Source organism: Phytoamicus setariae (assembly GCF_016722925.1).
In the GTDB taxonomy this organism is placed as follows: Bacteria; Pseudomonadota; Alphaproteobacteria; order Rhizobiales; family Rhizobiaceae; genus Rhizobium_E; species Rhizobium_E setariae.
This window is the reverse complement of sequence record NZ_JAEQNC010000008.1, coordinates 107876-130561: the sequence shown is the minus strand read 5'-3', so window position 1 is coordinate 130561 and position 22686 is coordinate 107876. Positions and strand designations below refer to the sequence as shown.

Here is a 22686-nt window from a genome sequence, read left to right as displayed (position 1 = left end):
GAACATGCAACGGCTTCGCATTGGCATTATCGGGCTTGGATGGTTCGGCGAAATTCACGCCGAAACGATCGTCGGCGTGCCCAATCTAGAACTTTCCGCGCTTTGCACGCGGAAGCCCGACCGGCTTGCCGAGCTTGGCAAGAAGTTCAACGTCAAGAAGACCTTCACCGACTATAACGAGATGCTGGCCGATCCCGATATCGATGCTGTATCCATCTGTACGATGTGGGACCAGCACACGGAACCGGCGATCGCGGCCCTCAAGGCCGGCAAGCATGTTTTCCTCGAAAAGCCGATTGCCTCGACGGTCGCGGACGCCCGCAAGATCCTTGCGGCGTCCAGAGAGTCGAAAGGCAATCTCTTCATCGGCCATATCGTGCGGTTCAATCCGCGCTACCGCATGGCCAAGCAGGCGATCGACGAAGGACGGATCGGCAAGATTGTTGCACTTTCCTCGCGTCGGAACATCCCTGCAGCCTGGACGCCGACCATCCTGAACAAGATCGGCCCGATCGTCGGCGACGCCATCCACGACACCGATATCATGCTCTGGCTGACGGGCGACAGAATCGTCTCGGCCTATGCCCAGACCACTGATGTGCGCGGGCTGAAGCATCCCGACATCGGCCAGACCATGTATCGTTTCGCCGGAGGGGCAACTGCGACACTGGAAACCGTCTGGTGCATGCCGGAGAAGACGCCGTTCGACATCGATGAGCGCATGTCGATCATCGGCACCGAAGGGATCATCCACGTACAGGACACATTCCCCAATCTCGGCATTGTCGACGGAACCCGCCTCCACAGCCCCGACACGACCTACTGGCCGATGTTTGACGGCGTGCGCGGCGGCGCCCTCCGCGACGAGTTTTCCTATTTCGCCAACTGTGCGCTGAAGGGTGAAACACCGAAGATCGGGACCCCCGAGGATGCGACAGCCGCACTCGAAGCGACGCTTGCGGCCGAGGAATCGGCACGCTCCGGCAATGTGATCAAGATCGGTTAGGAGACAAGCAATGAACAAGCTGCGCGTTCTGGTCGTCGGGCTCGGCAATATGGGTATGAGCCATGCCCTTGCCTATACCCGTATCGAAGGCTTCGAAGTGGTGGGCGTGTGCACCCGCCATGTCGACAAGGTCGACCTGCCGGATGCCCTCAAGGGCACCCGGCGCTTCAGCGATTTTCACACGGCACTCGCCGAACTCAAGCCGGATGTCGTATCGATCAACACGCTGCCCGACACCCATGCGTCGTACGCGATCGCGGCAATGGAAGCGGGAGCGCATATATTCGTCGAAAAGCCGATGGCGCTGACCGTCGCCGATGCTGAGGAAGTCGTCAGGGTGGCCAGGCGCACCCGGCGCAAACTGGTGATCGGCTACATCCTGCGGCAGCATCCGAGCTGGGTGAAGTTCATCGAGATCGCGCGCGAACTCGGCACGCCGCTGGTGTTCCGCATGAACCTGAACCAGCAGTCGAATGGCGAAACCTGGGCCTGGCACAAGCGGCTGATGGACTCTTTCCCGCCGATCGTCGATTGCGGCGTCCACTATGTCGATATCATGTGCCAGATGACGGACGCCAAGCCGGTCAAGGTGCACGCCATCGGCGCCAAGCTGACGGACGAGGTCGCCAAGAACAACTACGGCATGCTGCAGGTGCAGTTCGACGATGGATCAGTCGGCTGGTATGAAGCCGGCTGGGGCCCTATGGTTTCGGAGACGGCCTTCTTCGTGAAGGATGTTTTCGGGCCCAAGGGCTCGGTCTCGATCGTCATGGCGGAAACGGCCGGTGAGGTGAAATCCGACGACATCAACGCCCACACCAAGACCAACCAGATCCTGCGGCACCATGCCGATATGTCCAGGCCGGACGAGCGCATCGACATGACCGACGAGCCGGGCCATGACGACCTCTGCGAGCGCGAACAGCGCTATCTCCTGAAGGCGATCCGGGAAGAACTTGATCTGTCGCAGCATATGGAAGACGGCGTCAACAGCCTGCGCATCGTTCTGGCGGCGGACGAGTCGATCCACAGCGGCGAGGTCGTGCGACTGTAAAGATGGCCTTCGCCGGGAATTGTCATGTTTCACCGGTGATGTCGCAAATTTCACGCTTAACGGTATGTTGACCATCAGAAGAGAAATTGCCGCTCCAAAAATTGCGGAGCGGCCGATGATTTTGAATGCCATTGCCGAAAAGCTGAAGCGCCGGTCGAAAGAAGATTTCAAGGGCCGGCATTTCGAGGCATGGCTGGTCATGCAGGCGGTGACTTGGTAGCTTCGCTATCCGCTCAGCTATCGTGATCTGGAAGAGATGTTTCGGGCTCATTGCGATCTGGCTGAAAGTTTGCGACAAGCCCCCTTTCTCTCAGGCGTTCAACCCGAATGCAGTACGGCCAGCGCCTTGGCATGCAACGTCGTATTTGCCGCGGCAACGATTCCGCCGCCGCGCTCCGCAGGACCACCGTCCCAATCCGTGACCACGCCGCCCGCCTGCTCTATGATCGGGACGAGTGCGACGATATCGTAAGGTTGCAGGCCGGTCTCCACCACGAGATCGATCTGGCCGGCGGCGAGCATGCAATAGGCATAGCAGTCGGTGCCGTAGCGCGACAGGCGGACGTGCCGCTCCAGCCGGTCGAAGGCGCTGCGCCGGTCCGGCTCGAAGATCGCAGGCGTCGTCGTGCAGAGCATTGCCTCGGAAAGGGTTTCCGTTGTGCGGGTCGCGAGGCGCGCCTTGCCGTGCGGCCCTTCGTAGTGGGTGCCGTCGCCGGTCGCATAGAACAGCTCGCCGATGAAGGGCTGCGCCATCATGCCGGCAACCGCGTCACCGCCATCCGTCAGGCCGACCAGCGTGCCCCAGAGCGGAATGCCGGAAATGAAGGAGCGCGTTCCGTCGATCGGATCGATCACCCAGACATGCCGTGCATCGGCTCCCTCCGCGCCAAACTCTTCGCCCAGAATGCCGTGCTCAGGAAACTCCGCCCGGATCAGGGCCCGGATCGCCTTCTCGGTCTCCCGATCCGCCTCGGTGACGGGATCGAACCCGCCCGCGACCTTGTTGGCGACAAGGCCGGGCATGCGGAAACGCGGCAGCGCCTCGCGCGCGGCAACGGCCGCAATCCGGCGCAGGAATTCGGGAGAAACTACCACGGCGCCACCATTCCCTGTTCGCTCTATCTATATGTTTTACGCAATTTTTCTGGAATTTCTTTAGACGGCCCTGAGCCATTCGGACCAGCGCGGATCGCTCATCACGAACCGTGCCCGCATGTGCTTCCAGAAGCCGTATTTGAAGAAATCGAAATCGAGGCGGGAGACCTGGTTCTGGACCATCGCCCAGGTGGACCACTTCAGGTCGACGAGTGCCTTGAAGAGCGACACCCGAGCCAGCACGGCCGGGTCGGCGCGGCCGTAATATTCCTCGATCATTTCCGCCTCGATCTCCGGCGAGAAGCACATTTCGCTGAACCAAAGCGCCAGTTCGGCCGCCCGGTCGTTGGTCGACGCATATTCGAAATCGACCAGCATCACCCGCCGGTCGGAATGCAACAGAAAATTGCCGGCGAGCGTATCGTTCATGCAAGGGGCCAGATCGAGGCCCGATGCTTCCAGCGCCTGCCGCGCCTCGCGGTAGCGCGCATTGAGCCAGCCGAAATCGGGCGGAAATTCGCCGCCGAGCACGAGGACCTGCTGGAAATGCTCGTCGATCATGTCAAAGGTGGTCTTGACCTGGGAAAGCGGCGGGCTGTCGTTGAAGGCCTTCAGCGCCCGAAGCCCGTTGAAGCGGACGACCGGATCGAGGAAATCGCCGTTTGTGGACGTCTTGAGACCGTCGACAAATTCGCTGACCTCGACGCCCGTCTCCGGGAAGAAATCGATGATGCGGGCACCTACCCCTGCTGCGTGGGCTTTTCGGCCCGCCTCGTTCGCGGTCCGGCGGTCGATGAACATCGCGGTCCCCTCACCGGGGATTTTGACGAAGAAGCTGTGCGCCGCGCCGCCGACATGGACACGCCAGTTCGGATTGCTGATGCCGCCGGGAACCGGCTCGTAGGAAATGTCCCGTTCCCGCCAGTCCGCCACGGCACAAATCGCCTGCTCGATGGCCCGCTCCGCCGGGGCCGCCCCTTCACCCAACCTGCGTCTCATCGCATCTCTCCCGCTAGACCTGCTTCAACCACGTTTCGAAACGCGGCCCCTCGATCACCGTGCGGGCCCTGAGCAGACGCCACTCGGCATATTTGAAAAACTCAACATGCTTGCGCGGCGAGTGCGCCGCATTGATGAAGCCCCAGATCGCCCACATCAGATCGTCGGCCGCGCCATAGAGCCGGGCGCGGGCAAGGATCTGTGCGTCCGGCCTGCCCGTCGCGATCTCCACCGCGAGCAGCGCCTCGCCGTCGAAGGGCAACAGCTCGGCAAGCACGGTTCCGAGATCGTGGGCGGGGTCCGCCTGACGCGCCCATTCGAAATCGACAAGCTGAACCGCATCACCAGGCCCCACCATGACGTTGGACGACGCCCCGTCCGCATGGCAGGCAACCGTATCGAAACCGGCAGCCGCAATCGCCGCCGCGATGCGATCGACCGCCGCCGAAACCGTCTGGACCGGAGCGGGCAACGTCACCTCGGGCGATGCTGCCAAATGGCGATAGGCCAAGACGAGATCGAACACGCTACGCATTTCTGAAAGCGCCGCCGCCGTATGGAATTTCCGCTTGGCAGCGAGCAGGCTTTCCAGAACCGCCGGGTGGCGCAGCACGTCCGCATGCCCCCATCGCCAATCCTCGCCGAGCGCCTCGAACACCAGAACCCCATCGTCCGGATCCGCATGCAGCAGCCGGGGCGCTATGCCGAGTTCGCCGGCCTTGCGGCTTGCCTCCATCACCCGCGTAGGCTCGATGAAGGCCGCCATGTCATCGTGGCGGCGCTTGACGAAGACCGGCTTCGCGCCGGCTGCCGTCGCAAAGCAGCAATGGTTCTCGACCGCCCGATGGATCGGAGACACGACGCCGCCAATCGGCGGGGAGAGCACCGCGCCGCGAAAGCCGCCCCGCTCGAGCGCGGCATGAAGTGCATTGTCCGTCTGCATGGCGCTCCTCCTACCGTGCCTGTCCGTTGCCATAGCCGCCTTCCGCCAGATGCCGAAGCACCGCCGTCAGCACCGTCAGCCCGGCCTGCATGTCTTCCGCAAGCGTCAGTTCGTCCGGGTGGTGCGCGATGCCGTCCACGCTCGGAATGAAGATCAGGGCGGAGGGAATGCCGCTGTTCTGGAGGGCGACCGCATCGTGGCCCGCAACGGACCGCATGGCGAGTGGCTCAAAGCCACATAACCGCGCGGTGTGGTCAACGATTGCCACAAGTCCGCCATCCATGCCGGCCGGCGCCCGCAGCGCATCGGCGGAAACCTCCAGCCGGGTGCCGGTATCGACGGCCGCCGTCTCGAAGGCGGTGAGAACCGCCTTCCCCGCCCTGTCGAGTTCTGAGATGTCGAGGCCACGCAATTCGAACCAGACGGTGGCGCGCTCCACCACCACATTCGGCGAATTCGGCTCGACCACAAGCCGCGCGGCGGAGCGGTGAAGGCGCGGATAGTGTTCCGCCATCACCGCCTCGAACGCGGCAATGCCCAGCGCCGCCGCAAGAAGGGCGTCGCAGCGGTCAGCCATGGGCGTCGGGCCGGTATGCGCGGCACGGCCGATCCAGCGGACGGTCATCTTTCGCGCCGCCCACGTGCCTTCGACGGTGCCGACGCGGCAGCCCGCCTCCGTAAGCGTCCGGCCCTGCTCGACATGCAGTTCGACATAGGCCTCCGGCCGCGGCGGAACCGAGCCCGTTTCGCCGACGATGCCGATCCCGGCAAGCGCGTCACCGAGCGAAATTCCCGCGCCGTCACGCAGCGCGAGGGCTTCGCCGAGCGGTAACGCACCGGAGAAGACAGCGCTGCCCGTGAGACTCGGCTGGTAGCGCGCGCCCTCCTCGTTCGTCCAGTTGACGACGGCGAGATTGCGGGCTGACTTGAAGCCCCCGGCCTGCTTTTCCGCTTGAAGGCCGAGTGCGGCGCAGCCTGCGGAGAGCACGCCGAGCGTGCCGTCGAAGCGTCCGCCACGCGGCTGGGTGTCGAGATGCGAGCCCGCGAAGACCCAGGGCGCATTTTCTCCCGCCCAGTCGAAACAGGCGAACTGGTTGCCCACCGCATCCTCAGCCATGCGCGCGCCGCCACGCGTCATCCATTCGGCGAAGATGGCACGCGCCGCGCCGTCTTCGGCGCTCGCCGCAAGCCGCGTCACGCCTTGGCCGGAGTGCGCGCCGATGGCCGATATCCTGTCAAAGATCGCCGACAGCCCGTCGTGATCCGCGACCGTCCCGCTGTTATCCATGGACGATCTCCAGTTGCTCCGCACGGCCCGCCACGACGATGTCTTCGGGCGGTATCCGGTTCGTCACGAGCGTATGGACGCGGCCGAACGGTGCGGTGATGACATTGCCGACCTTGCCGAACTTGGAATGATCGGCGAGCATGACGCTTCTCGACGTCTGCTTCAGCAGAACCTGGCGGATACGCGCCTCGTCTTCCTCGAAATCCATGAAGCCATAGTCCGCATTAATGGCGGCGGCCCCCATGAACACCATGTCGAAATGGAACTGCTGGATATAGGAGATCGTGTCGTAGCCCACGAGGTCCTGCTCCACCGAACGGAGATGGCCGGGTGTCATCTGCACCTGTACCCCGAAATGTTCGCAGGCAGCCTGCGCGATGCGCAGCGAATTGGTGTAAAGGCGGAGCTTCTTGAAGCCGACCAGCCGTCTCGCCAGCGCCAGCGTCGTCGTGCCCGTGTCGAGGAAGATGACGCAATCGTCGTTGATCAGCCGATGGGCCAGCCCGGCGACATCGTCCTTTTCCAGCGCATTCAGCTTGATGCGCTCCGTGATCGGCGTGTCGGCGGTGCGCCCGGCCGGGATGGCGCCGCCATGCACGCGCCGCACGGCCCCCTCGGCCTCGAGGTCCTTGAGGTCACGCCGGATCGTCTCACCCGAAACGCCGAATTCCGTCGATAATTCGAGCACGCTGACGCGCTGATCGCGATCCAGCCGCTCCAGAATGGCTTCCTTGCGGATCTCACTCGACATCGACGGTCTCCTTCACTTGCAGCGCCGCGTGCCTGTGCAGGCAGGCAACGGAATTGCCGCCGCCGAGCGCCAACAGCGGCGGATCGTTTGTCATGCAATCGGCCTGGGCGCGCGGACAACGCGAGCGGAACGAACAGCCCTGCGGCAGATCGATCGGGCTCGGCGGTTCGCCGTCCAGCAGGTATTCGGGACGCGGAAAACGGTTGTCCTCCAGCGTCGGCATCGCACTCAGCAGCGCCCGCGTATAGGGGTGGTGCGGCTGTTCGAACAGCGTGGCGTTGTCGGCGAGTTCGACGATTCGTCCGAGATACATGACCGCGATACGGTGGCACATCCTGCGCACCAGCGCGAGATCGTGCGAGATGAAAACATAGGAAAAACCGTGCGTCGCCTGAAGCCGCGTGAAGAGGTCCAGCAACTCCGCCTGCTCCACCTGATCGAGCGCCGACAGCGTCTCGTCGAGAATGAGCAGGCGAGGGTTCAGCACCAGCGCGCGGGCGATGTTGATACGCTGGCGCTGCCCGGCACTGAGGCCTACCGGCAGCCGATCCGCAAGCTCCAGATCGAGCCCCACTTCGACCATCGCCTCCTGTGCGAGCCGCGCCGTCTGCGTACGATCGACCCCGTGGATGAGCAACGGTTCCTCGATCATGCGCTGGACGGGCATGCCGGCCGGCAGCGAGCCATAGGGGTCCTGCAAGAGGAGCTGGAACGACTTGCGCATCTCGGTCAGCGATCGGGCCGAGAGATGCGAGAGGTCCTCGCCGAGAAAGGCGATGCGGCCGCTGTCCGGCCGTTCCAGCCAGGCGAGAAGGCGGGTCAGCGTCGACTTCCCGCAACCGCTTTCGCCAACGATGCCGAAGTTCTCGCCGGCCTTCACGATGAAGGAGACGTCGCGCACGGCCTTGACTTCATTGTAGCTGTTGAAGGATCCACGCTTGCGCACGAGGTAGGACCGCATGGCATTGTCGACTGTCAGCACCGGCTTGCCTTCGGTGGCGGCGGGCGCTGCCACATCCTTCCAGATCGGCGGGATACGGGCGAGCAGCGTCCGGGTATAGGCTTGCTGCGGGCTCACCGCCAGGCTTGCCGTCGGCCCCTCTTCGACGATCCGGCCGCGCTGCATGACCAGCGTCCTTTCCGCGATCTGCGCGACCACCGGCAACGACGAGGAGATGAACAAGAAGGCCGTATCGAGGCTTTGTCGCAGGCTGTCGATCAGGCGGATGATCTGCGCCGCCACGGTTACGTCGAGTGGCTGGGTGATGTTGTCGGCGATCACCAGAGAGGGATCGGAGATCAGCGCATCGACAATCATAACCCGCTGCATCATTCCGCCGGAAAACTGGAACGGCGCTTCGTGGAACCGGGCATTCGGCGACGGGATGCGAACACGGCCGAGCAGGTCGAGCACCTTTTCCCGCGCTTCCGCACGTCCGATCTTCGGCTGCACGCAGCGCAGCTTCTCGATGATCTGGTTGCCGATGGGCAGGCGCGGATCGAGCGATCCCATCGGATTCGCGCCGATGAAGCCGATGCGGTTGCCGCGCACCGATCGCAAACCGCGTGCATCGAGGGTGAGCACGTCGCGCCCCTCGAAGACGACCTTGCCGGACGTGATCTCCAGCGGCGAGGAAATCGCGCGCACCAGCGCTCGCGCCAGCACCGACTTGCCGGAACCGGCCTCGCCCACGAGGCCGAGCACTTCGCCGGGGGCCAGCGCGAAACTGACATTGTCGACGATCCGCCGGCTGCCGCCTTCCCGTTGCAGATCGACGCCGAGGCCGGAGACGGCGAGAATGGGATCGTTCATCACGCCTCTCCTCTCAGAACCGCGTTACGGGCGCGCTCCAGTGCCGATCCCATGATGTTGAGGCATGTGAGCGAGACCAGCATGAACACGCCGGGCATGGTGGCGATCCACCAGGCATTGAGCAGATATTTCCGGGCATCGGCGATGACGTTGCCGAAGGTCGGCGTCGGCGGCTGAACGCCGAGACCGAGGAAGCCGAGGATGGACTCGAAGATCATCATGCGGGCGATGTCGAGAACCGCCACGAAGGCGATCGGCGGCAGCACGACCGGCGCGACGAAGAGCAGCATGATCCGGATGTCGGACGCGCCAAGCACGCGCTCACCCAACACATAGCCGCGATTGCGCTCGCCGAGCGCCACCGAGCGGGCGACGCGGGCATAGAGCGGCCAGCCCGACAGGCCGAGCACGAGGATGATCGCCGGCACCGTCGGTCGCGAGACGCCGAGAATGGTGATGGCGAGGATGATCATCGGGATCGACAGCTGCGCATCCGTGAGCCGCATGATGACGGCATCGACCCAGCCGCCGCGGAAGCCCGCATAGAGGCCGAGGCTGCACCCGACGATGAACATCAGGACCACCGTGGTGATGCCGATCATCAGCGAATAGCGAAGCCCCACCAGGCAGCGCATCAGGACGTCGCGGCCCAGCTGGTCTGTGCCGAGCACATGCGGCCATTTCCACCCTTCGGCCGGGAACGGCGGAAGCAGCTTGGAGGTGTAGGCGATCTTGATCGGGTCGATCGAACTGATCAGCGGCAGGAAGATCGCCAGCCCGACGAGCAGGCTGAAACCAATGAGGCCGATGCGGAAGTCGGTGCGCGCGGCGGCGATCTGGAGGATGCGCCGGGTGGGGGTGACGCCACGCCTTGCGGCGGCGCGCGGCGCGACGGTCGGCTGAACGATATCGGTCACGTCAGTACTCCAGCCTCGGATCGATGGTCATCGCGATCAGGTCGACGAGGACGTTGATCGCCACGAACATCACGGAAATGAAGATCGCTATCCCCTGGATCAGCGGAAAGTCGCGCTGCAGCACGGCGTTGATCGTCAGGAGGCCGAGGCCCGGATAGTCGAAGATGAACTCGATGACGAGGACGCCGCCGAGCAGCATGCCGAGCTGCACCCCTAGTAGGTTGATCAGCGGGATCGCAGAATTACCGAGGGCATGCGAGAAGATGGTGCGGCTGCGGCTCAAGCCCCGGATCGGCGCAAGCTGGATGAATTCCTCCCGCATCACCTGCGCCACGGAGACGGTGAGCGTGCGCAGGATGAAGGGCACAATCTCCACCGCCAGCACGATGGCCGGCAGGATGGTGTAGCTGAAGCCGCGGTAGCCGATGGCCGGAAACAGTTTCAGCTTCACCGACAGAAACAGCGTCAGAACGATACCCAGCCAGAAATTCGGTGTGGATACACAGATCGATCCGATCGCCAGCGCCAGCTTGTCGGGCCAGCGGCCGGGATAGAGGCCGCCGGCAGTGCCGAGCGGCACGGCGACGAGTAGCGCGAAGGCCAGCGCCAATGCGGCGAGTTGCAGCGTCATCGGCAGCGAGCCGAGGATGAGTTCCAGCACCTTGGCGCGTTCCTCGCGCGTCTCGTCGTCGAAAGCAGCACCTCCGAGGCTTGCGCCGCTCTTCGGCCGGACGAAGGACGTGCCGAGATCGCCGGTCACGAGATCACCGACATAGGACAGAAACTGAACCGGAATGGGCCGGTCGAGGCCGAGCTCCTTCGCCTTCATCGCCACCACCTCGTCGGGCGCCATGCCGCCGACGATGAGACGCGCCGGATCGCCCGGCACTACACGCAGCAGCGTGAAAATGATGAAGGTCACGAGCAGGATGATCAGGATCCCTTGCAGGAACCGTCTCAACAGAAACGCCAGAACGAACATCCGATTCCCCTTGAACCGATCGGAATTGGTGCGGCCGCCATCGACAGGCGGCCGCCTTTGCAATCAGACCAGGGTCGCCTTGTTCGCGTCCATCATGCCATTCGGATAGAAGTACATGCCATCCAGTCCGTCTCGCATGGCGTGGATGAAGACCGAGGTGAACAACGACAGCGCCGGCACCTTGTCGGCAAGCATCGGCATGACCTCGTTCTGGATCACCGCCTTGCGGGCCGCAGGATCAAGCGTGTTGCGCTCCTTGTCGAGCACCGCATCCAGATCCTTGTCCTCGATGCCGCAGATGCGTTTCGAGCTTGAGTGGAAGTGGGTGCGCAGCACGAGGTCCGGTTCCGGCGAGCCTGTCGACCAGCCGCAGTCGATCATGTGACCCGGTCCACCGCCTGGCCGGTCGTAGAGGCGCTCGTTCCAGGCCGCAACCTCCATGACGTTGAGCTTCACGGGGAACCCCTGCTCCTGGAGCATCGCCGTGATGACCTCGCCATATTCCTTGGTCTTGGGGTAGAAACCGACCGAGGTGATGTATTCGAGTTCGGGCAGGCCCTCGCCCTTTGGGAAGCCGGCCTCCGCCAAAAGGCGCTGGCTTTCCTCCGGATTGTACTCGGGATAGTTCGGCGTATCGATGTAGCCGAACTTCACAGGCGAAATCCAGGCCTTGGAGGCATGGCCGGACACCCCGAGAATGTCGAGAAGCACGGTGCGGTCGATGGCATGGGCCGCCGCCTTGCGCACGCGCGGATCGTTGAAGGGCGGCTTGGAGCAGCGGAACCAGAGATACTTGTTCTCGACGGAGACTGCCTTGTTCAGCTTGTAGCCGCCCGCCTCCTCGATGGTCTGGACCTGCTCGGCCTCAAGCCGTTCGATGAGATCGGCCTCGCCGTTCAGGAGCGCCAGCGTGCGGGTCGTGGCGTCGCCGACGAAGCTGAAATTGATGCCCGGAAGGGTCGGCTTGCCGAGATAAAAGCCGTCGAAGGCTTCGAGCACGGTGGTGTTGCCCTCCTGACGGGCGAACTTGAAGGCGCCCGTGCCGTTCGGACGGGACGAAAGCGTCTTCGGATCGGCAACATCCTTTGCCGACATGATCGGCAGGAAGGCCGACAGGAACCAGAAGAGGCTCGCCGGATAACCGCCCTTGTCCGTCTTGATGCGCGCGACATGATCGCTGACCACCTCGACCTCGCAGGGACCCGGATACCAGGCCGCCGGCCGGTCGGGCTGGCTGGCATATTCGAAGGTCGCTTTCACGTCTTCAGCCGTGAACGGCTTGCCGTCATGGAAGGTCACGCCTTCGCGCAACGTGAACTCGAGCGTATGCTCGTCGACGAGCTTCATGTCCGTCGCGAGCTCCATCACCAGTTCGTCCGGATTGTCCGGCCGCATCGGTGCGCGGGTCAGATAACCGAACACGAAGCTTTCGAGGTTGATCTGGGCCAGCGTCGTGTGGGACGACGGGTCCCAATTGCCGGTCAGGTTCTCTGCCGACATGAAGTTGATGACTTTGCCTTCAGCGGCATGTGCCGGATCGACGAAAAACGCGGTATTGAGAACCGGCAGGCCGACGGCAAGGCCAGCGAGCGCCGAACTTTTTAGGAATGCTCTCCTGTTGAATTCCATGACGACATCTCCACAGTTGGGTTGCTGGGTGTTCCCCACCCCGCTTTGCCGCCAGCAACGACAAGCGGAGGTATTTTATTTTTGAAAACGTAATCTTCGGCCTGCTGGCAGAACGCCATGACAAGCGCGTCGGCATAGCGGCGGCCGACGACCTGCAGGCCGACCGGCAGACCACCCGCCGTCAAGCCGCAGGGCAGCGAGGCCGCCGGATTGCCGGAAAGGTTGAAGGGGTAGGTAAAGGGCGTCCAGCCGGTCCAGGCGAGCGTCTGCGACGGGGACGCAAAGCCTTCCGGCGCCTCCCGGTCGGCGGAAAACGGTTCGACGGGCACCGTCGGCAGGAGCAGAAGATCGATATCCTCGAACAGCACATGCACGCTGCCGGAAAATTCCGCGCGCACCTTCATCGCCGAGAGATAGTCACCGAGATCGTATGCCGCCGAGGCCTCCACCAGTCCACGGAAACCGCTGCCGAAGCTGGAAATATCGGCCTGGGCGCCATACGCGACCCCCCTGCCCGCCACCCAGAGCGTCTCGAAGATGTCGATCGGATCCGACCAGTCCGGCGCGACCGGGCGAACGTCGATGTCGAGCCCGCGGGCAATGGAGCCCACAGCCTCGTTGACCACGCGCGCGATCTCCGGTGCCACATCGAAGCCGAACAGGGTCGGGGCGAAGCCGACGCGCAGCGTCTTGACCGATCGCATCTCCGTATAGTCCTCGCCATCATCCGGCAGGGCTAGGTGATCACGCGGGTCCGGGCCCTTGGCGATGTTGAACAGCAGCGCGCTGTCCTTGGCCGACAGGCTCATGGGGCCGGCATGCGACAGCATTTCCGTCGCGCTCCACGGCCAGGCGGGCACGCGCCCGAGCGACCCCTTCATGGCGAAGATTCCGCAGAAGGCCGCCGGGATGCGCACGGAACCGCCGCCATCGGATCCGAGCGCAATCGGCACCATGCGCGCGGCGAGCGCCGCGCCGGACCCGGAACTGGAGCCGCCGCTTGTTAGGTCGGGGTTCCATGGATTGCGGGTCGGACCGTAAAATTCGGAATTGCTCGAACCGGACCAGCCCATCTCGGTGGTTGTGGTCTTGCCGATCATGATCGATCCGGCGTCCATCATCCGCTGGACGATCGGCGCCGTCGCCTTGGGAGCGAAATTACGATAGGCGGCCGAGCCGCGCTGGCACAGGCGGTCCGCCACGAAGAAGAGGTCCTTGACGCCCATCGGAATGCCGTGGAGCGGACCGCGCAACCGGCCCTGAGCCGCCTCCCGGTCACAGGCCCGCGCCTCTTCCAGCGCCTCCACCTCGTAGACCTGACTGAAAGCGTTGACGACGGGGTTCAGCCGCTTGATGCGCGCCAGGCACTCCTGGACGAGCGCCTCCGAAGTGAGGCTGCCCGATGCTATTGCCGATCTGAGTGCAAGAATCGAAAAATCCACGACCATCATCTCCGTCTATGTGGATTTATGTTGAATTTGTGGAAGTTGTCAATGTGGCACTGTAAACTTAAAAGTTCTTTTGCGAAAAAGGAGGAGAAGATGCCTGCGCAGGCTGCGAGATGAGCGATCTCGTTGCACATCTGCATGGCTGTTGCTCCCAGTTCGCGATGGTGAGCGGATGGTTTGTCGTGGCGGGGGATATGAAAGAGGTTGACGAACGGATCGTGGATGGAAGCAAAGCGCTGAAGCTGCCTGGCAGACTTGAAGCGTTTCATGATCCTCTCACGCCGTCGGATAGGCTGATGAGAATTCTCGCCCCGATTGGTCAGGCCCTTGTAGGAGCGATGCTCAACACCGGGCATGATTTCCTGCTTCGCCGCATCATAGGATCGAAGCTTGTCGGTGATCATCACGCGCGGCAAACGGCCCTGTCTTTTCAGGAGCTTTCGCATCAAACGCTTTGCAGTCGCGGTATTGCGGCGGCTCTGGACCAGGACACCAACGACGAAACCATCCTGATCGACGGCATGCCAGAGCCAGTGTTTCTTGCAGGCGATAGTGATGACAACCTCATCGAGGTGCTATTTGTCACCGAGCCTGCCGGCTGATCGCTTGCGAGTATCCTTGGCGAAATGCCGGCCGAACTTCTCCGCCCAGAGCCTCACGGTCTGGTGAGAGACGGTAACGCAACGCGCTGCAAGCATATCCTCGACCATGCGCAGACTGAGTGGAAAACGGAAATAGGGCCAAACGGCATGGGCAATCACTCCCACTGAATATCGGTGCCGTCGATAAAAAGGATCACGGGCAAGTCTGGTAATGCCGCCAGATCCCACATTTTGATCGATGCCCGGTTAACGTTACAGTGCCGATAGAAGTGATCTCGACATACATGCAGGAACTATCGGCTTGCAGTGCCGTTTCGTCCAACGACCTATTGGAATCAATTTGGCCCGATCGATTCAAGTTTGTGACACCCCGTGCACCGACGACCATGCGGAAATAATTTCCGCATCGAGATGACATGTGGGTGAGCGCAGTCTGCCGGCACGCGCGCGGCAATTGCTTCCTTGCCAGAAACGCGAAATCCTGCCTGAAGGAAATCGCCAACCCACCAAGCGCCGGGGTGAGTAGAGAAGATGATTACGACCGCTAACGCAAGAGAACAAATCGGCTTCATCGGCCTCGGCCTGATGGGGCACGGCATTGCCAAGAACATCGTCGAGAAGGGCTATCCGCTGACCTTTCTCGGCCGCAAGAACCGGGCGCCCGCCGAAGACATGATCGCAAGGGGCGCCACGGAAGTTTCCACGCCCGGCGACGTCGCGGCACATTCGACCATCGTCTTCCTCTGCGTCACCAGTTCGCGGGAAGTCGAAGCGATCGTCCGCGGGCCGGATGGGCTGAAGACCGGTTTGAAACCGGGTTCCGTTGTCGTCGACTGCTCGACGTCCGATCCCGACTCGACAATCGCGCTTGCGGCCGAACTGTCGACGATCGGTGTCGATCTTGTCGACGCGCCGCTCGGCCGCACACCCAAGGAAGCATGGGCTGGCACACTCGACACCATGGTCGGCGCTTCCGACGCCATCTTCGCCCGACTGACACCAGTGTTCGACACCTGGGCCGGTCGCGTCGTTCATATCGGCGCCACCGGCGACGGCCACCGCATGAAGCTGTTGAACAATTTCCTGTCGCTCGGCTACGCCGCGCTTTACTCCGAAGCTTTGGCGCTAGCGCAGAAGGTGGGCATCTCGCCCGATCGCTTCGACAGCATCATCCGCGACAGCCGGATGGACTGCGGCTTCTACCAGACCTTCATGAAATGGACGCTGGAGGGTGACCGCGATGCCCACAAGTTCACCATCGCCAATGCGCTGAAGGATCTGACCTATCTGGAATCGATGGCCGACGCGGTGGGCGTCGCCAATCCGTTGGGCAACGCGGCAAAAAATTCGTTCGCCGGACTTGCGGCCACAGGCGGCGCCGACCAGTACATCCCGATGCTGGCGACCCATATCGGCCGAATCAACGGCGTCGATCTGACCCCGCCGGAAAAGCACGAGAGCGACGGGGCCTGAAATCGCCAGTCGCGAGGTGGAGCGCCAAAGATCGAGCGCCCCACCGGCACACGCTCACTTTTGGATGCAGGTATCGACCGTATCCTTGGTGCATTCGTCAAGCCCGGTGAAAACCGGATCCTCCACCTGCTTGCCAGCGATCAGGTCGAGCATCACCGTGGGCGCCTTGTAGCCCATTTCGAACGGTCGCTGTCCGACGAGCGCCGTCACCAGACCATCCTTGGCGATCGCCACTTCGTCGCCGATGGTGTCGGCGGCCCCGATGACGAACTCGTTCTTGGCGATCTTGTCGGCCATTGGCTTGAATAGATCGCGATAGGGCTGCGGCGCCCCGAACAGCGGCCAGCCGCCCATGATGCCGAATGCGTCAAGGTCGGGATTCGCGGCAAGAATGTCGGTCATCGCCTGAACACCCTTGGCGCCATCGTCATTGGTGAAGACGGGGCAACCAGCGACTTCCGTCCAGCCGCCCTCGCCCTTCAGTTCGGCGAGGCCCTTCTGGCCGGTCAGCGTATCGCGCATCCCCTGCGCCCGGCGCAGGATGTTGTCGGCCCCGGGATTGCCCTCGATCGTGCAGATCTTGCCGCCGTTCGGCTTGGCTTTCTTGATGTATTCGCCGATCCGGGCGCCCATCAGGTAGTTGTCGGTTCCGAGATAGGTCTTGCGCAGCGCCGAGTCCTCGGCAGCAAGGTCGGCGTCGAGGGTCATCACCGGCACCTGCGGATTGGCGGTCTTCAGGGTCTGGGCGATCAGCTTGGCATTGGACGGCGAGATGGCGATAGCGGCGGTCTCCGCCTTGCCCAGCATATCCTGGATGATCTGCGCCTCGCCGGCTTCATCGGATGAAGATGCCGGACCGGTGTAGAAGCATTCATATTCGGAATCAGGGTTTTCCTTGTTCCATTTCTGGCAACCCTGGTTCATCGCCTCGAAGAATGGATTGTCGAGGCCTTTCACGACGATGACAAGCTGTTTCTTGGCAAGCGCCTGCCCTGCCGAGAGAGCCAGAACTGAGACTGCGAGCAACAATAACTTTCTCATCGATTCCTCCCGTTGAAACAGGCGGACACGGCGTGCCCGCCACATGATCAACCCGGATACCAGACGATGCGAGGGTCATCCTGCGAACGCTCGTACTGCCATGCCGAGTCGATTAGCAATTCCAGATCGTATCGGGGCCGCCAGCCCAGCAGGTATTTGGCCTTGGCATTGTCCATCCAGTTCGAATGGAACCGGCTCGGAATGACGACCGAGCCGACCCCGCGGGTGCGGGCCAGATAGCCAGCGACCTCGCCATAATCGACGGGCCGGTCCATGCAGATATTGAAGAGCTGGGTTTTGGCGCGCGGGTTGTCGATAGTCGTCAGGATCGCGGCAACGAGATCCTCGACATGCACGAAATTGCGTTTCAGCGGCAGTCCGTCCGCATCGAGCAGAAGCGGTATCGTGCCGTCGCTGGCATAGCGGCGCGCGTCCTCGGCTGGAACCATCGTCTTCCACTCGGGGCCGCCGAAGACATCGTCACCGAATGAAAGCGTGTACTTGAAATCGTCCTTCGCCATGATCCACGGCGCCCGCAGGCAGCAGGCGTTGATGTCGTACTGGATGCCGAACTGCTCCAGCATCACCTCTTCCAGCACCTTCGACAACGCGTAGCATCCCGGATAGGCGCGGTGCGGCGCGTCCTCGGTCAGCGGCTTTTCATTGCGGTAGAAGAAGTGGCCAATGCCCGCATCGCCGCCAATCAAGATGAATTGCCGCGCGGTGGGGCTCTGGCGAAATGCTTCCAGCAGCCAGAAGAGCCCCTTGACCGTCACGTCCATGACGTCTGCAGGCGTTTCCTTGCAGGTCGCGAGATGGACGACGTGGGTGACGCCGGACAGCGCCGCCGCAACGACATCGCGATCGGCGATCGAGCCGCGCATCACCTCGACACGGTCGGTTTCCTCACACACGCGGTTGTGGCACAGCGCGCGCACGCGCGCCTGCGCAAAACGCGGCTCGTCAAGCAGCCCAGCGATGAAGTGCTGCCCGACCTTGCCCGTCGCACCGGTCACAAGGATAAGCATAACCCTCTCTCCGCCCCAGCAAATGACCATCAGCTCGGTCGTCGATCGCAATTGTACTACAAAATGCAATTTTGTAACTGCCAACGGCGGCAGTATTGTCCGCGGGGACTGGAATTTCAGTCCCCGCGGACGTGCCGGTCAGCTCGGCGGGCCTCCACCGCCGACCGCAGACATCCGGATCACCTCGACCTCCGTTTCTCCGGACAAATCGAGAGCGACCTCAAGGCCGTTCTGGATCCGCCGACGCAGCATCTCGGGGCGGTCCGGACTAATCCGCAGCATTTCATCGTCATGGAGGATCTGCAGGCGTGAGCGCAAAATCCCCAGTTCGGTCGGCGTGACCGCGTATTCGTCCCAGCCATCCGACAATGATTGACGGTATCGACTGCTTTTGAGTAGATTAACTCTATCGCTTGGCTCGAAGGAAACCGGCAAGCGGAGGCGCGAAACCCGCGGGAGCGACTACAGCTCGATTGGGTAGAGAGCCTTTCGGTTTTGGGAGGCTAGAAGGCTGGTGGCGGTTCTCGAACTCACCAACATCTCAAAACATTTCGGCGCCATCCAGGCGGTCAGCGACGTTTCGCTTGCGCTCGAAGCGGGCCAGGTGGTCGGCCTGATGGGAGACAATGGCGCCGGCAAATCAACCCTTGTCAAAATGATTGCCGGCAATTTTCGCCCGAGCCACGGCACCATGCGCCTGGATGGCGCGGAAATCGTCCTGCACAAGCCGGTGGAAGCCCGCCAGCACGGCATCGAGATCGTCTACCAGGATCTGGCGCTCTGCAACAATCTGACCGCCGCCGCAAACGTCTTCCTCGGTCGCGAGCTCAGGCGCGGCATCGGGCCATTCAGCGTCCTTGACTACAAGAAGATGTACAAACGCGCCGGCGAGATCTTCAAGGAACTGAAATCCGAGACCCGGCCGCGCGATCTCGTCAAGCAGATGTCGGGCGGACAGCGGCAGGCGGTGGCAATCGCTCGCACGATGCTGTCCGAAGCCAAGATCGTGCTGATGGATGAGCCGACCGCCGCTATTTCGGTGCGCCAGGTCGCCGAAGTTTTAAACCTGATCCGCGAGTTGCGCGACGGCGGCATCGCCGTCGTGCTGATCAGCCACCGCATGCCTGATGTCTTCACGGTCGCCGATCGGGTCATCGTCATGCGGCGCGGCCGCAAGGTCGCCGACAAGGATATCGCGGCGAGTTCGCCGGAGGAAGTCACCGGTCTCATCACTGGCGCCATCGAACAGGTGTGACCGACACCGCCCGTCGATGTTACAAGGAAACGAAGGTCGACGATGGCAATTACCCTTGACCAGACAATCGAGCAGAAGCAGCAGAGCTGGATTTCTTCGATCCTCGCCAGCCAGACATTCTGGGTCCTGATCGCGGTCATCCTCGCCTGCATATTCCTGTCGCTGACCACGAGCTCCTTCGCAACATCTGCGAACCTCTACAACATCACGCGCAACACCACTTTCGTCGCCATTATCGCGCTCGGAATGACGCTGGTGATCATCACCGGCGGCATCGACCTGTCGGTCGGCTCTGTTCTCTGTCTTTGCAGCATGGTGCTGGCGGTCGTCATGCATGCCGGCTACGGCATCGAAGTCGGGATCGCCGCCTCCATCGGATGCGCCCTGCTGATCGGCGGCTTTAACGGTGTATTGATCGCCTATCTTGGCTTTCCGCCCTTCGTCGTGACACTCGGCATGCTGTCGATTGCACGAAGCCTCGCGATGGTCGCGTCCAACAACACAGTCGTCTTTCAGTTCGGCCCGGATCACGACCAGCTGCTTTCGCTCGGTGGCGGCGCATGGCTTTTCGGCATCGCCAATCCGGTGCTCTACATGATCGCGCTTGCCCTTATAACCGGCTTCGTGCTGCGGTGGACGCGTTTCGGGCGTTACGTCTTCGCGATCGGCGGCAATGAGCACGCGGCCACTTTGACCGGGGTGCCGGTCCGCAAGATCAAGGTTCTCGTCTATATGATGTCCGCGCTCTCGGCAGGGGTCGCCGGCATCATCCAGACAGGCTGGCTCGGCGCGGTGACGACCAATATCGGCGCGGGGATGGAATTGCAGGTGATCGCCGCGGCCGTCATCGGTGGTGCCCACTTGGCGGGCGGTGTGGGCACCGCTTTCGGCGCCATCATCGGCGCCGCCCTGATCGAGGTGATCCGCAACAGCCTCGGCCTGCTCGGCATCAACGCCTTCTGGCAAGGCACCTTTATCGGCGGCGCGATCATTCTCGCCGTGCTCTTCGACCGGATCCGCAATTTCCGCCAGAGCGAGTAGGCCGACAACTTTTTTGCGCGGTGATCGGCGTCGGTCCACAGATGCACCAACGCCGGCTTAGCGCCAAAGCGGATGATCACCGACAAGCTACGATCTTACGCCGCCGCAAAACGCCAGATCATGCCGACTCTCAAGCACCGTTCCCACGAAGGATTAAACAATCGAGCGGAGAACTCGCCTCTGCCGCTGCGAAAACGGGAGCGGGCGATGCAGGCATTTCGATCATCGGGAAGCCTTCAACGGTTCCTCTCAGCTTTCTCCGCGGTCCGTAATCTCTTCGTGCCGCCTCGGACAACACGTAAGACCGTATGTCCGTCTTCGCGCCTGAGGTGGCTGCCCTACACTGGTCTTCCGAGGGTTGCCCGGACGGGCCGAGCCGATCCTCATCACAGGAGGGCGAGCCGTGGCAGATTATGGAGAAGCTTTTGTCGGAATCGATGTCGCCAAGCTGAAGAATGCGATTGCTATTGCCGAATCTGACCGGGACGGAGAGGTCCGCTATTTCGGCGAGGTCGAGGCATCGGATGCCGGCATGTGCCGCATAATTCAGCGAATCACAGCAAAGTTTGATCGCCTGCATTTCTGCTACGAGGCCAGCCCCACCGGTTACGGCCTCCATCGGCTGATCCGGTCGCTTGGCCATGACTGTATGGTTGTCGCCCCGTCATTGATCCCGAAGAAGCCTGGCGACCGGGTGAAGTCGAACCGTCGAGACGCGCTTGCGTTCGCCCGGCTATTGAGGGCCGGCGAGCTCACAGCGGTCGGGGTTCCTGACCAAGGTCACTAGGCTATGCGAGATCTCGTTCGGGCCAGGGCTGCTTCTCAACGGGCCTGATGAGATAGACGGCCTCCTACTTGGCGTTCCGAAGCGCGGAAACAACCCCCCGATTAGCACGAAGATCGGTGATCGGATTGACGGCAACAATGCCATCGACCTCGGACGGGCCGAGTGCTGCGCCGGTCAGCAGTGCGAGATGCGCTCCGGAGCTCTCGCCACCGATCAGAATCTTCCGTCGGCCGGTCGAGCCGAACCTCGAACTGATTGTCTCGGCACACCACCGCACGCTTGCTACACACGCTTCGAGCATTTCGCCGCACGAAGCCTCTGGCGCCAGCGGATAGTCAACGTCCACCAGCAGGCAGTTAGCCAGCTTCGCGATTTCGCGCGCCCACGGCGCATGAAGGCTGGCGGAACCAAAAACCCACCCGCCGCCATGAAACCAGATCACCAGCGGGGCTGCGTCGGTAAGCGTTTGCCGGGCCTGGAAAACATGTGCCTCCAATCCGGCTTGAAACTGGTGGACTTCGCGCAACGTCTCGGTCGGCGCCCAGCCGTTCCCCATTTCCGTCAGATACCTTGACGCCAGTTCCCTGGCGACTGCCACCGGGACGGACGCCAGGTCAAAGGGCGGGCCATCGGTAAGCATCGCCAACCTGCCGACGGTCGCCGCGTCCAGATGTGGATAGTTTCTGACAAGGTTGTCGGTTTCACTCATCATGCCACCAACCGATTGACGCAGCGGCCGAGTCCGTCGATCTCCGTCATGAGGATATCACCGGACTTGAGGAACTGCTTCGGCTGACGGGCCGCTCCGATACCGCCTGGGGTGCCGGTAAAGATGATGTCTCCCGGCTCCAATGTGCAGAAGGCGGAAATGTCGACGACGAGATCAGCCGCATCGAAAAGCAGGTCGCCGGTTCGCCCGTGTTGCATGATGGTGCCGTTCACAGAGCAAGACAGTTCCAGATCGGGGCGCACACCGATCTCGTCCGTGGACACGAGCCAGGGACCGAGCGGCGTGCTGGCATCGAGGGTCTTGCCGGCCAACCATTGGGGGGTGCGAGTCTGAAGGTCGCGTGCGCTGACGTCGTTACCCAGGCAGAACCCGGCAATCGCCGTTGCCGCTTGGTCACGGTCGGCCTTTGACGTCCACTTTCCGATCACCGCAACAAGTTCCGCTTCCCAGTCGATGGCTGACGACATGCCGAACAGGGCAATGTCATCGTTCGCCCCGGCCAGGGATGTATGAAATTTGGAGAAAAGCGTGGGATGGGAGGGCTGTTCCATCGCAAGTTCCTGCAGATGCGAAATGTAGTTGATGCCGACGCAGAAAATTTTCGGCGGGCGTAGAACTAACGGCGCGTAGTCAGCGTCGGCGATAGAGCAGACGTATGGACCGGGCTTCAAATCCAGAAGCGCAACGCCTGATACAAGGACCCCGCCTACATCAGGCCAGTCCAGGGCATAAAAAGCCTGGTCTCGAAGTATCGCCGCACGGGTGCCGCCGCCGATCCGAAGCGTTGCCAGTTTCATCTGTCCC

At 62.3% G+C, this 22686-nt stretch carries 20 protein-coding genes and 4 pseudogenes; 8 read left to right on the top strand and 16 right to left on the bottom strand.

Translation table 11 applies throughout. The features are described from left to right. Window positions 1-4 precede the first annotated feature (4 nt). The 3 genes and pseudogenes from JJB09_RS15680 to JJB09_RS15670 form a co-directional block, all read left to right on the top strand. Window positions 5-1006, top strand: coding sequence for a Gfo/Idh/MocA family protein (locus JJB09_RS15680; RefSeq protein WP_201659987.1), 1002 nt, complete (start codon window positions 5-7; stop codon window positions 1004-1006). 10 nt (window positions 1007-1016) lie between these two features. Beyond that, a complete protein-coding gene (locus JJB09_RS15675) occupies window positions 1017-2060 on the top strand; it encodes a Gfo/Idh/MocA family protein (RefSeq protein WP_201659984.1) in 1044 nt (347 codons plus the stop codon). A 115-nt stretch (window positions 2061-2175) separates the two neighbouring features. Then, window positions 2176-2277: pseudogene (locus JJB09_RS15670) on the top strand (IS6 family transposase); the annotation flags it as partial. A gap of 101 nt (window positions 2278-2378) precedes the next feature. Here JJB09_RS15670 and hisN read toward each other — a convergent pair. The 11 genes and pseudogenes from hisN to JJB09_RS15615 all read right to left on the bottom strand — a co-directional run bounded on the left by hisN (window position 2379) and on the right by JJB09_RS15615 (window position 14740). Beyond that, entirely contained in the window at window positions 2379-3155 is a 777-nt protein-coding gene (gene hisN / locus JJB09_RS15665; RefSeq protein WP_201659981.1) for a histidinol-phosphatase, read from the bottom strand. Window positions 3156-3215: 60 nt separating this feature from the next. Next, complete coding sequence (locus tag JJB09_RS15660) at window positions 3216-4154, bottom strand: choline/ethanolamine kinase family protein (RefSeq protein ID WP_201659978.1); 939 nt, start codon at window positions 4152-4154, stop codon at window positions 3216-3218. Between the two features lie 13 nt (window positions 4155-4167). Next, on the bottom strand, window positions 4168-5097 hold the full coding sequence (locus JJB09_RS15655) for a phosphotransferase (RefSeq protein WP_201659976.1): 930 nt from the start codon (window positions 5095-5097) through the stop codon (window positions 4168-4170). A 10-nt stretch (window positions 5098-5107) separates the two neighbouring features. Continuing rightward, window positions 5108-6385 carry a Zn-dependent hydrolase gene (locus tag JJB09_RS15650; RefSeq protein ID WP_201659973.1) on the bottom strand — a complete coding sequence of 426 codons (1278 nt, stop codon included), beginning with the start codon at window positions 6383-6385 and terminating at the stop codon, window positions 5108-5110. Beyond that, a complete protein-coding gene (locus tag JJB09_RS15645; RefSeq protein WP_201659970.1) occupies window positions 6378-7136 on the bottom strand; it encodes a DeoR/GlpR family DNA-binding transcription regulator in 759 nt (252 codons plus the stop codon). Before JJB09_RS15645 ends, JJB09_RS15650 begins: the two co-directional genes overlap by 8 nt. Beyond that, entirely contained in the window at window positions 7126-8949 is a 1824-nt protein-coding gene (locus tag JJB09_RS15640) for a dipeptide ABC transporter ATP-binding protein (protein ID WP_201659968.1), read from the bottom strand. Before JJB09_RS15640 ends, JJB09_RS15645 begins: the two co-directional genes overlap by 11 nt. Further along, entirely contained in the window at window positions 8949-9857 is a 909-nt protein-coding gene (locus JJB09_RS15635; protein WP_201660327.1) for an ABC transporter permease subunit, read from the bottom strand. The genes JJB09_RS15640 and JJB09_RS15635 overlap by 1 nt, the downstream gene beginning before the upstream one ends. Before the next feature lie 10 nt (window positions 9858-9867). Further along, window positions 9868-10848 (bottom strand): ABC transporter permease, encoded by a 981-nt coding sequence (locus JJB09_RS15630; protein WP_201659966.1) that lies wholly within the window; start codon window positions 10846-10848, stop codon window positions 9868-9870. 63 nt (window positions 10849-10911) lie between these two features. Next, complete coding sequence (locus JJB09_RS15625) at window positions 10912-12477, bottom strand: ABC transporter substrate-binding protein (RefSeq protein WP_201659964.1); 1566 nt, start codon at window positions 12475-12477, stop codon at window positions 10912-10914. Continuing rightward, on the bottom strand, window positions 12450-13919 hold the full coding sequence (locus tag JJB09_RS15620; protein WP_201659962.1) for an amidase family protein: 1470 nt from the start codon (window positions 13917-13919) through the stop codon (window positions 12450-12452). Before JJB09_RS15620 ends, JJB09_RS15625 begins: the two co-directional genes overlap by 28 nt. A 5-nt stretch (window positions 13920-13924) precedes the next feature. Then, window positions 13925-14740 (bottom strand): annotated as a pseudogene (locus JJB09_RS15615) (IS6 family transposase). A gap of 318 nt (window positions 14741-15058) precedes the next feature. Between JJB09_RS15615 and JJB09_RS15610 the strand changes: the two are divergent. Then, window positions 15059-16000 carry an NAD(P)-dependent oxidoreductase gene (locus JJB09_RS15610; protein ID WP_201659960.1) on the top strand — a complete coding sequence of 314 codons (942 nt, stop codon included), beginning with the start codon at window positions 15059-15061 and terminating at the stop codon, window positions 15998-16000. 54 nt (window positions 16001-16054) lie between these two features. Here JJB09_RS15610 and JJB09_RS15605 read toward each other — a convergent pair whose 3' ends face one another. The 3 genes from JJB09_RS15605 to JJB09_RS15595 all read right to left on the bottom strand — a co-directional run bounded on the left by JJB09_RS15605 (window position 16055) and on the right by JJB09_RS15595 (window position 18438). Next, window positions 16055-17041, bottom strand: coding sequence for a sugar-binding protein (locus JJB09_RS15605; protein WP_201659958.1), 987 nt, complete (start codon window positions 17039-17041; stop codon window positions 16055-16057). A 47-nt stretch (window positions 17042-17088) separates the two neighbouring features. Beyond that, a complete protein-coding gene (locus JJB09_RS15600; RefSeq protein ID WP_201659957.1) occupies window positions 17089-18069 on the bottom strand; it encodes an NAD-dependent epimerase/dehydratase family protein in 981 nt (326 codons plus the stop codon). 138 nt (window positions 18070-18207) lie between these two features. Further along, window positions 18208-18438, bottom strand: a complete 231-nt coding sequence (locus JJB09_RS15595) for a DUF1062 domain-containing protein (protein WP_201659955.1) — start codon at window positions 18436-18438, stop codon at window positions 18208-18210. Between the two features lie 142 nt (window positions 18439-18580). On the opposite strand from JJB09_RS15595, the gene JJB09_RS15590 reads away from it, so the two are divergent. From JJB09_RS15590 to JJB09_RS15575, 4 genes and pseudogenes are all read left to right on the top strand, one after another. Further along, window positions 18581-19324, top strand: a complete 744-nt coding sequence (locus JJB09_RS15590) for an ATP-binding cassette domain-containing protein (protein ID WP_201660324.1) — start codon at window positions 18581-18583, stop codon at window positions 19322-19324. 42 nt (window positions 19325-19366) lie between these two features. Beyond that, on the top strand, window positions 19367-20365 hold the full coding sequence (locus JJB09_RS15585) for an ABC transporter permease (RefSeq protein WP_201659952.1): 999 nt from the start codon (window positions 19367-19369) through the stop codon (window positions 20363-20365). 54 nt (window positions 20366-20419) lie between these two features. Next, window positions 20420-20653 (top strand): annotated as a pseudogene (locus JJB09_RS15580) (DDE-type integrase/transposase/recombinase); the annotation flags it as partial. 115 nt (window positions 20654-20768) lie between these two features. Further along, window positions 20769-21149, top strand: a pseudogene (locus JJB09_RS15575) (IS110 family transposase); the annotation flags it as partial. A 67-nt stretch (window positions 21150-21216) separates the two neighbouring features. Here JJB09_RS15575 and JJB09_RS15570 read toward each other — a convergent pair. Next, window positions 21217-21861, bottom strand: coding sequence for an alpha/beta hydrolase (locus JJB09_RS15570; RefSeq protein WP_201659950.1), 645 nt, complete (start codon window positions 21859-21861; stop codon window positions 21217-21219). Continuing rightward, window positions 21861-22679 (bottom strand): fumarylacetoacetate hydrolase family protein, encoded by an 819-nt coding sequence (locus tag JJB09_RS15565; protein ID WP_201659947.1) that lies wholly within the window; start codon window positions 22677-22679, stop codon window positions 21861-21863. Before JJB09_RS15565 ends, JJB09_RS15570 begins: the two co-directional genes overlap by 1 nt. Between the last annotated feature and the right edge of the window lie 7 nt (window positions 22680-22686).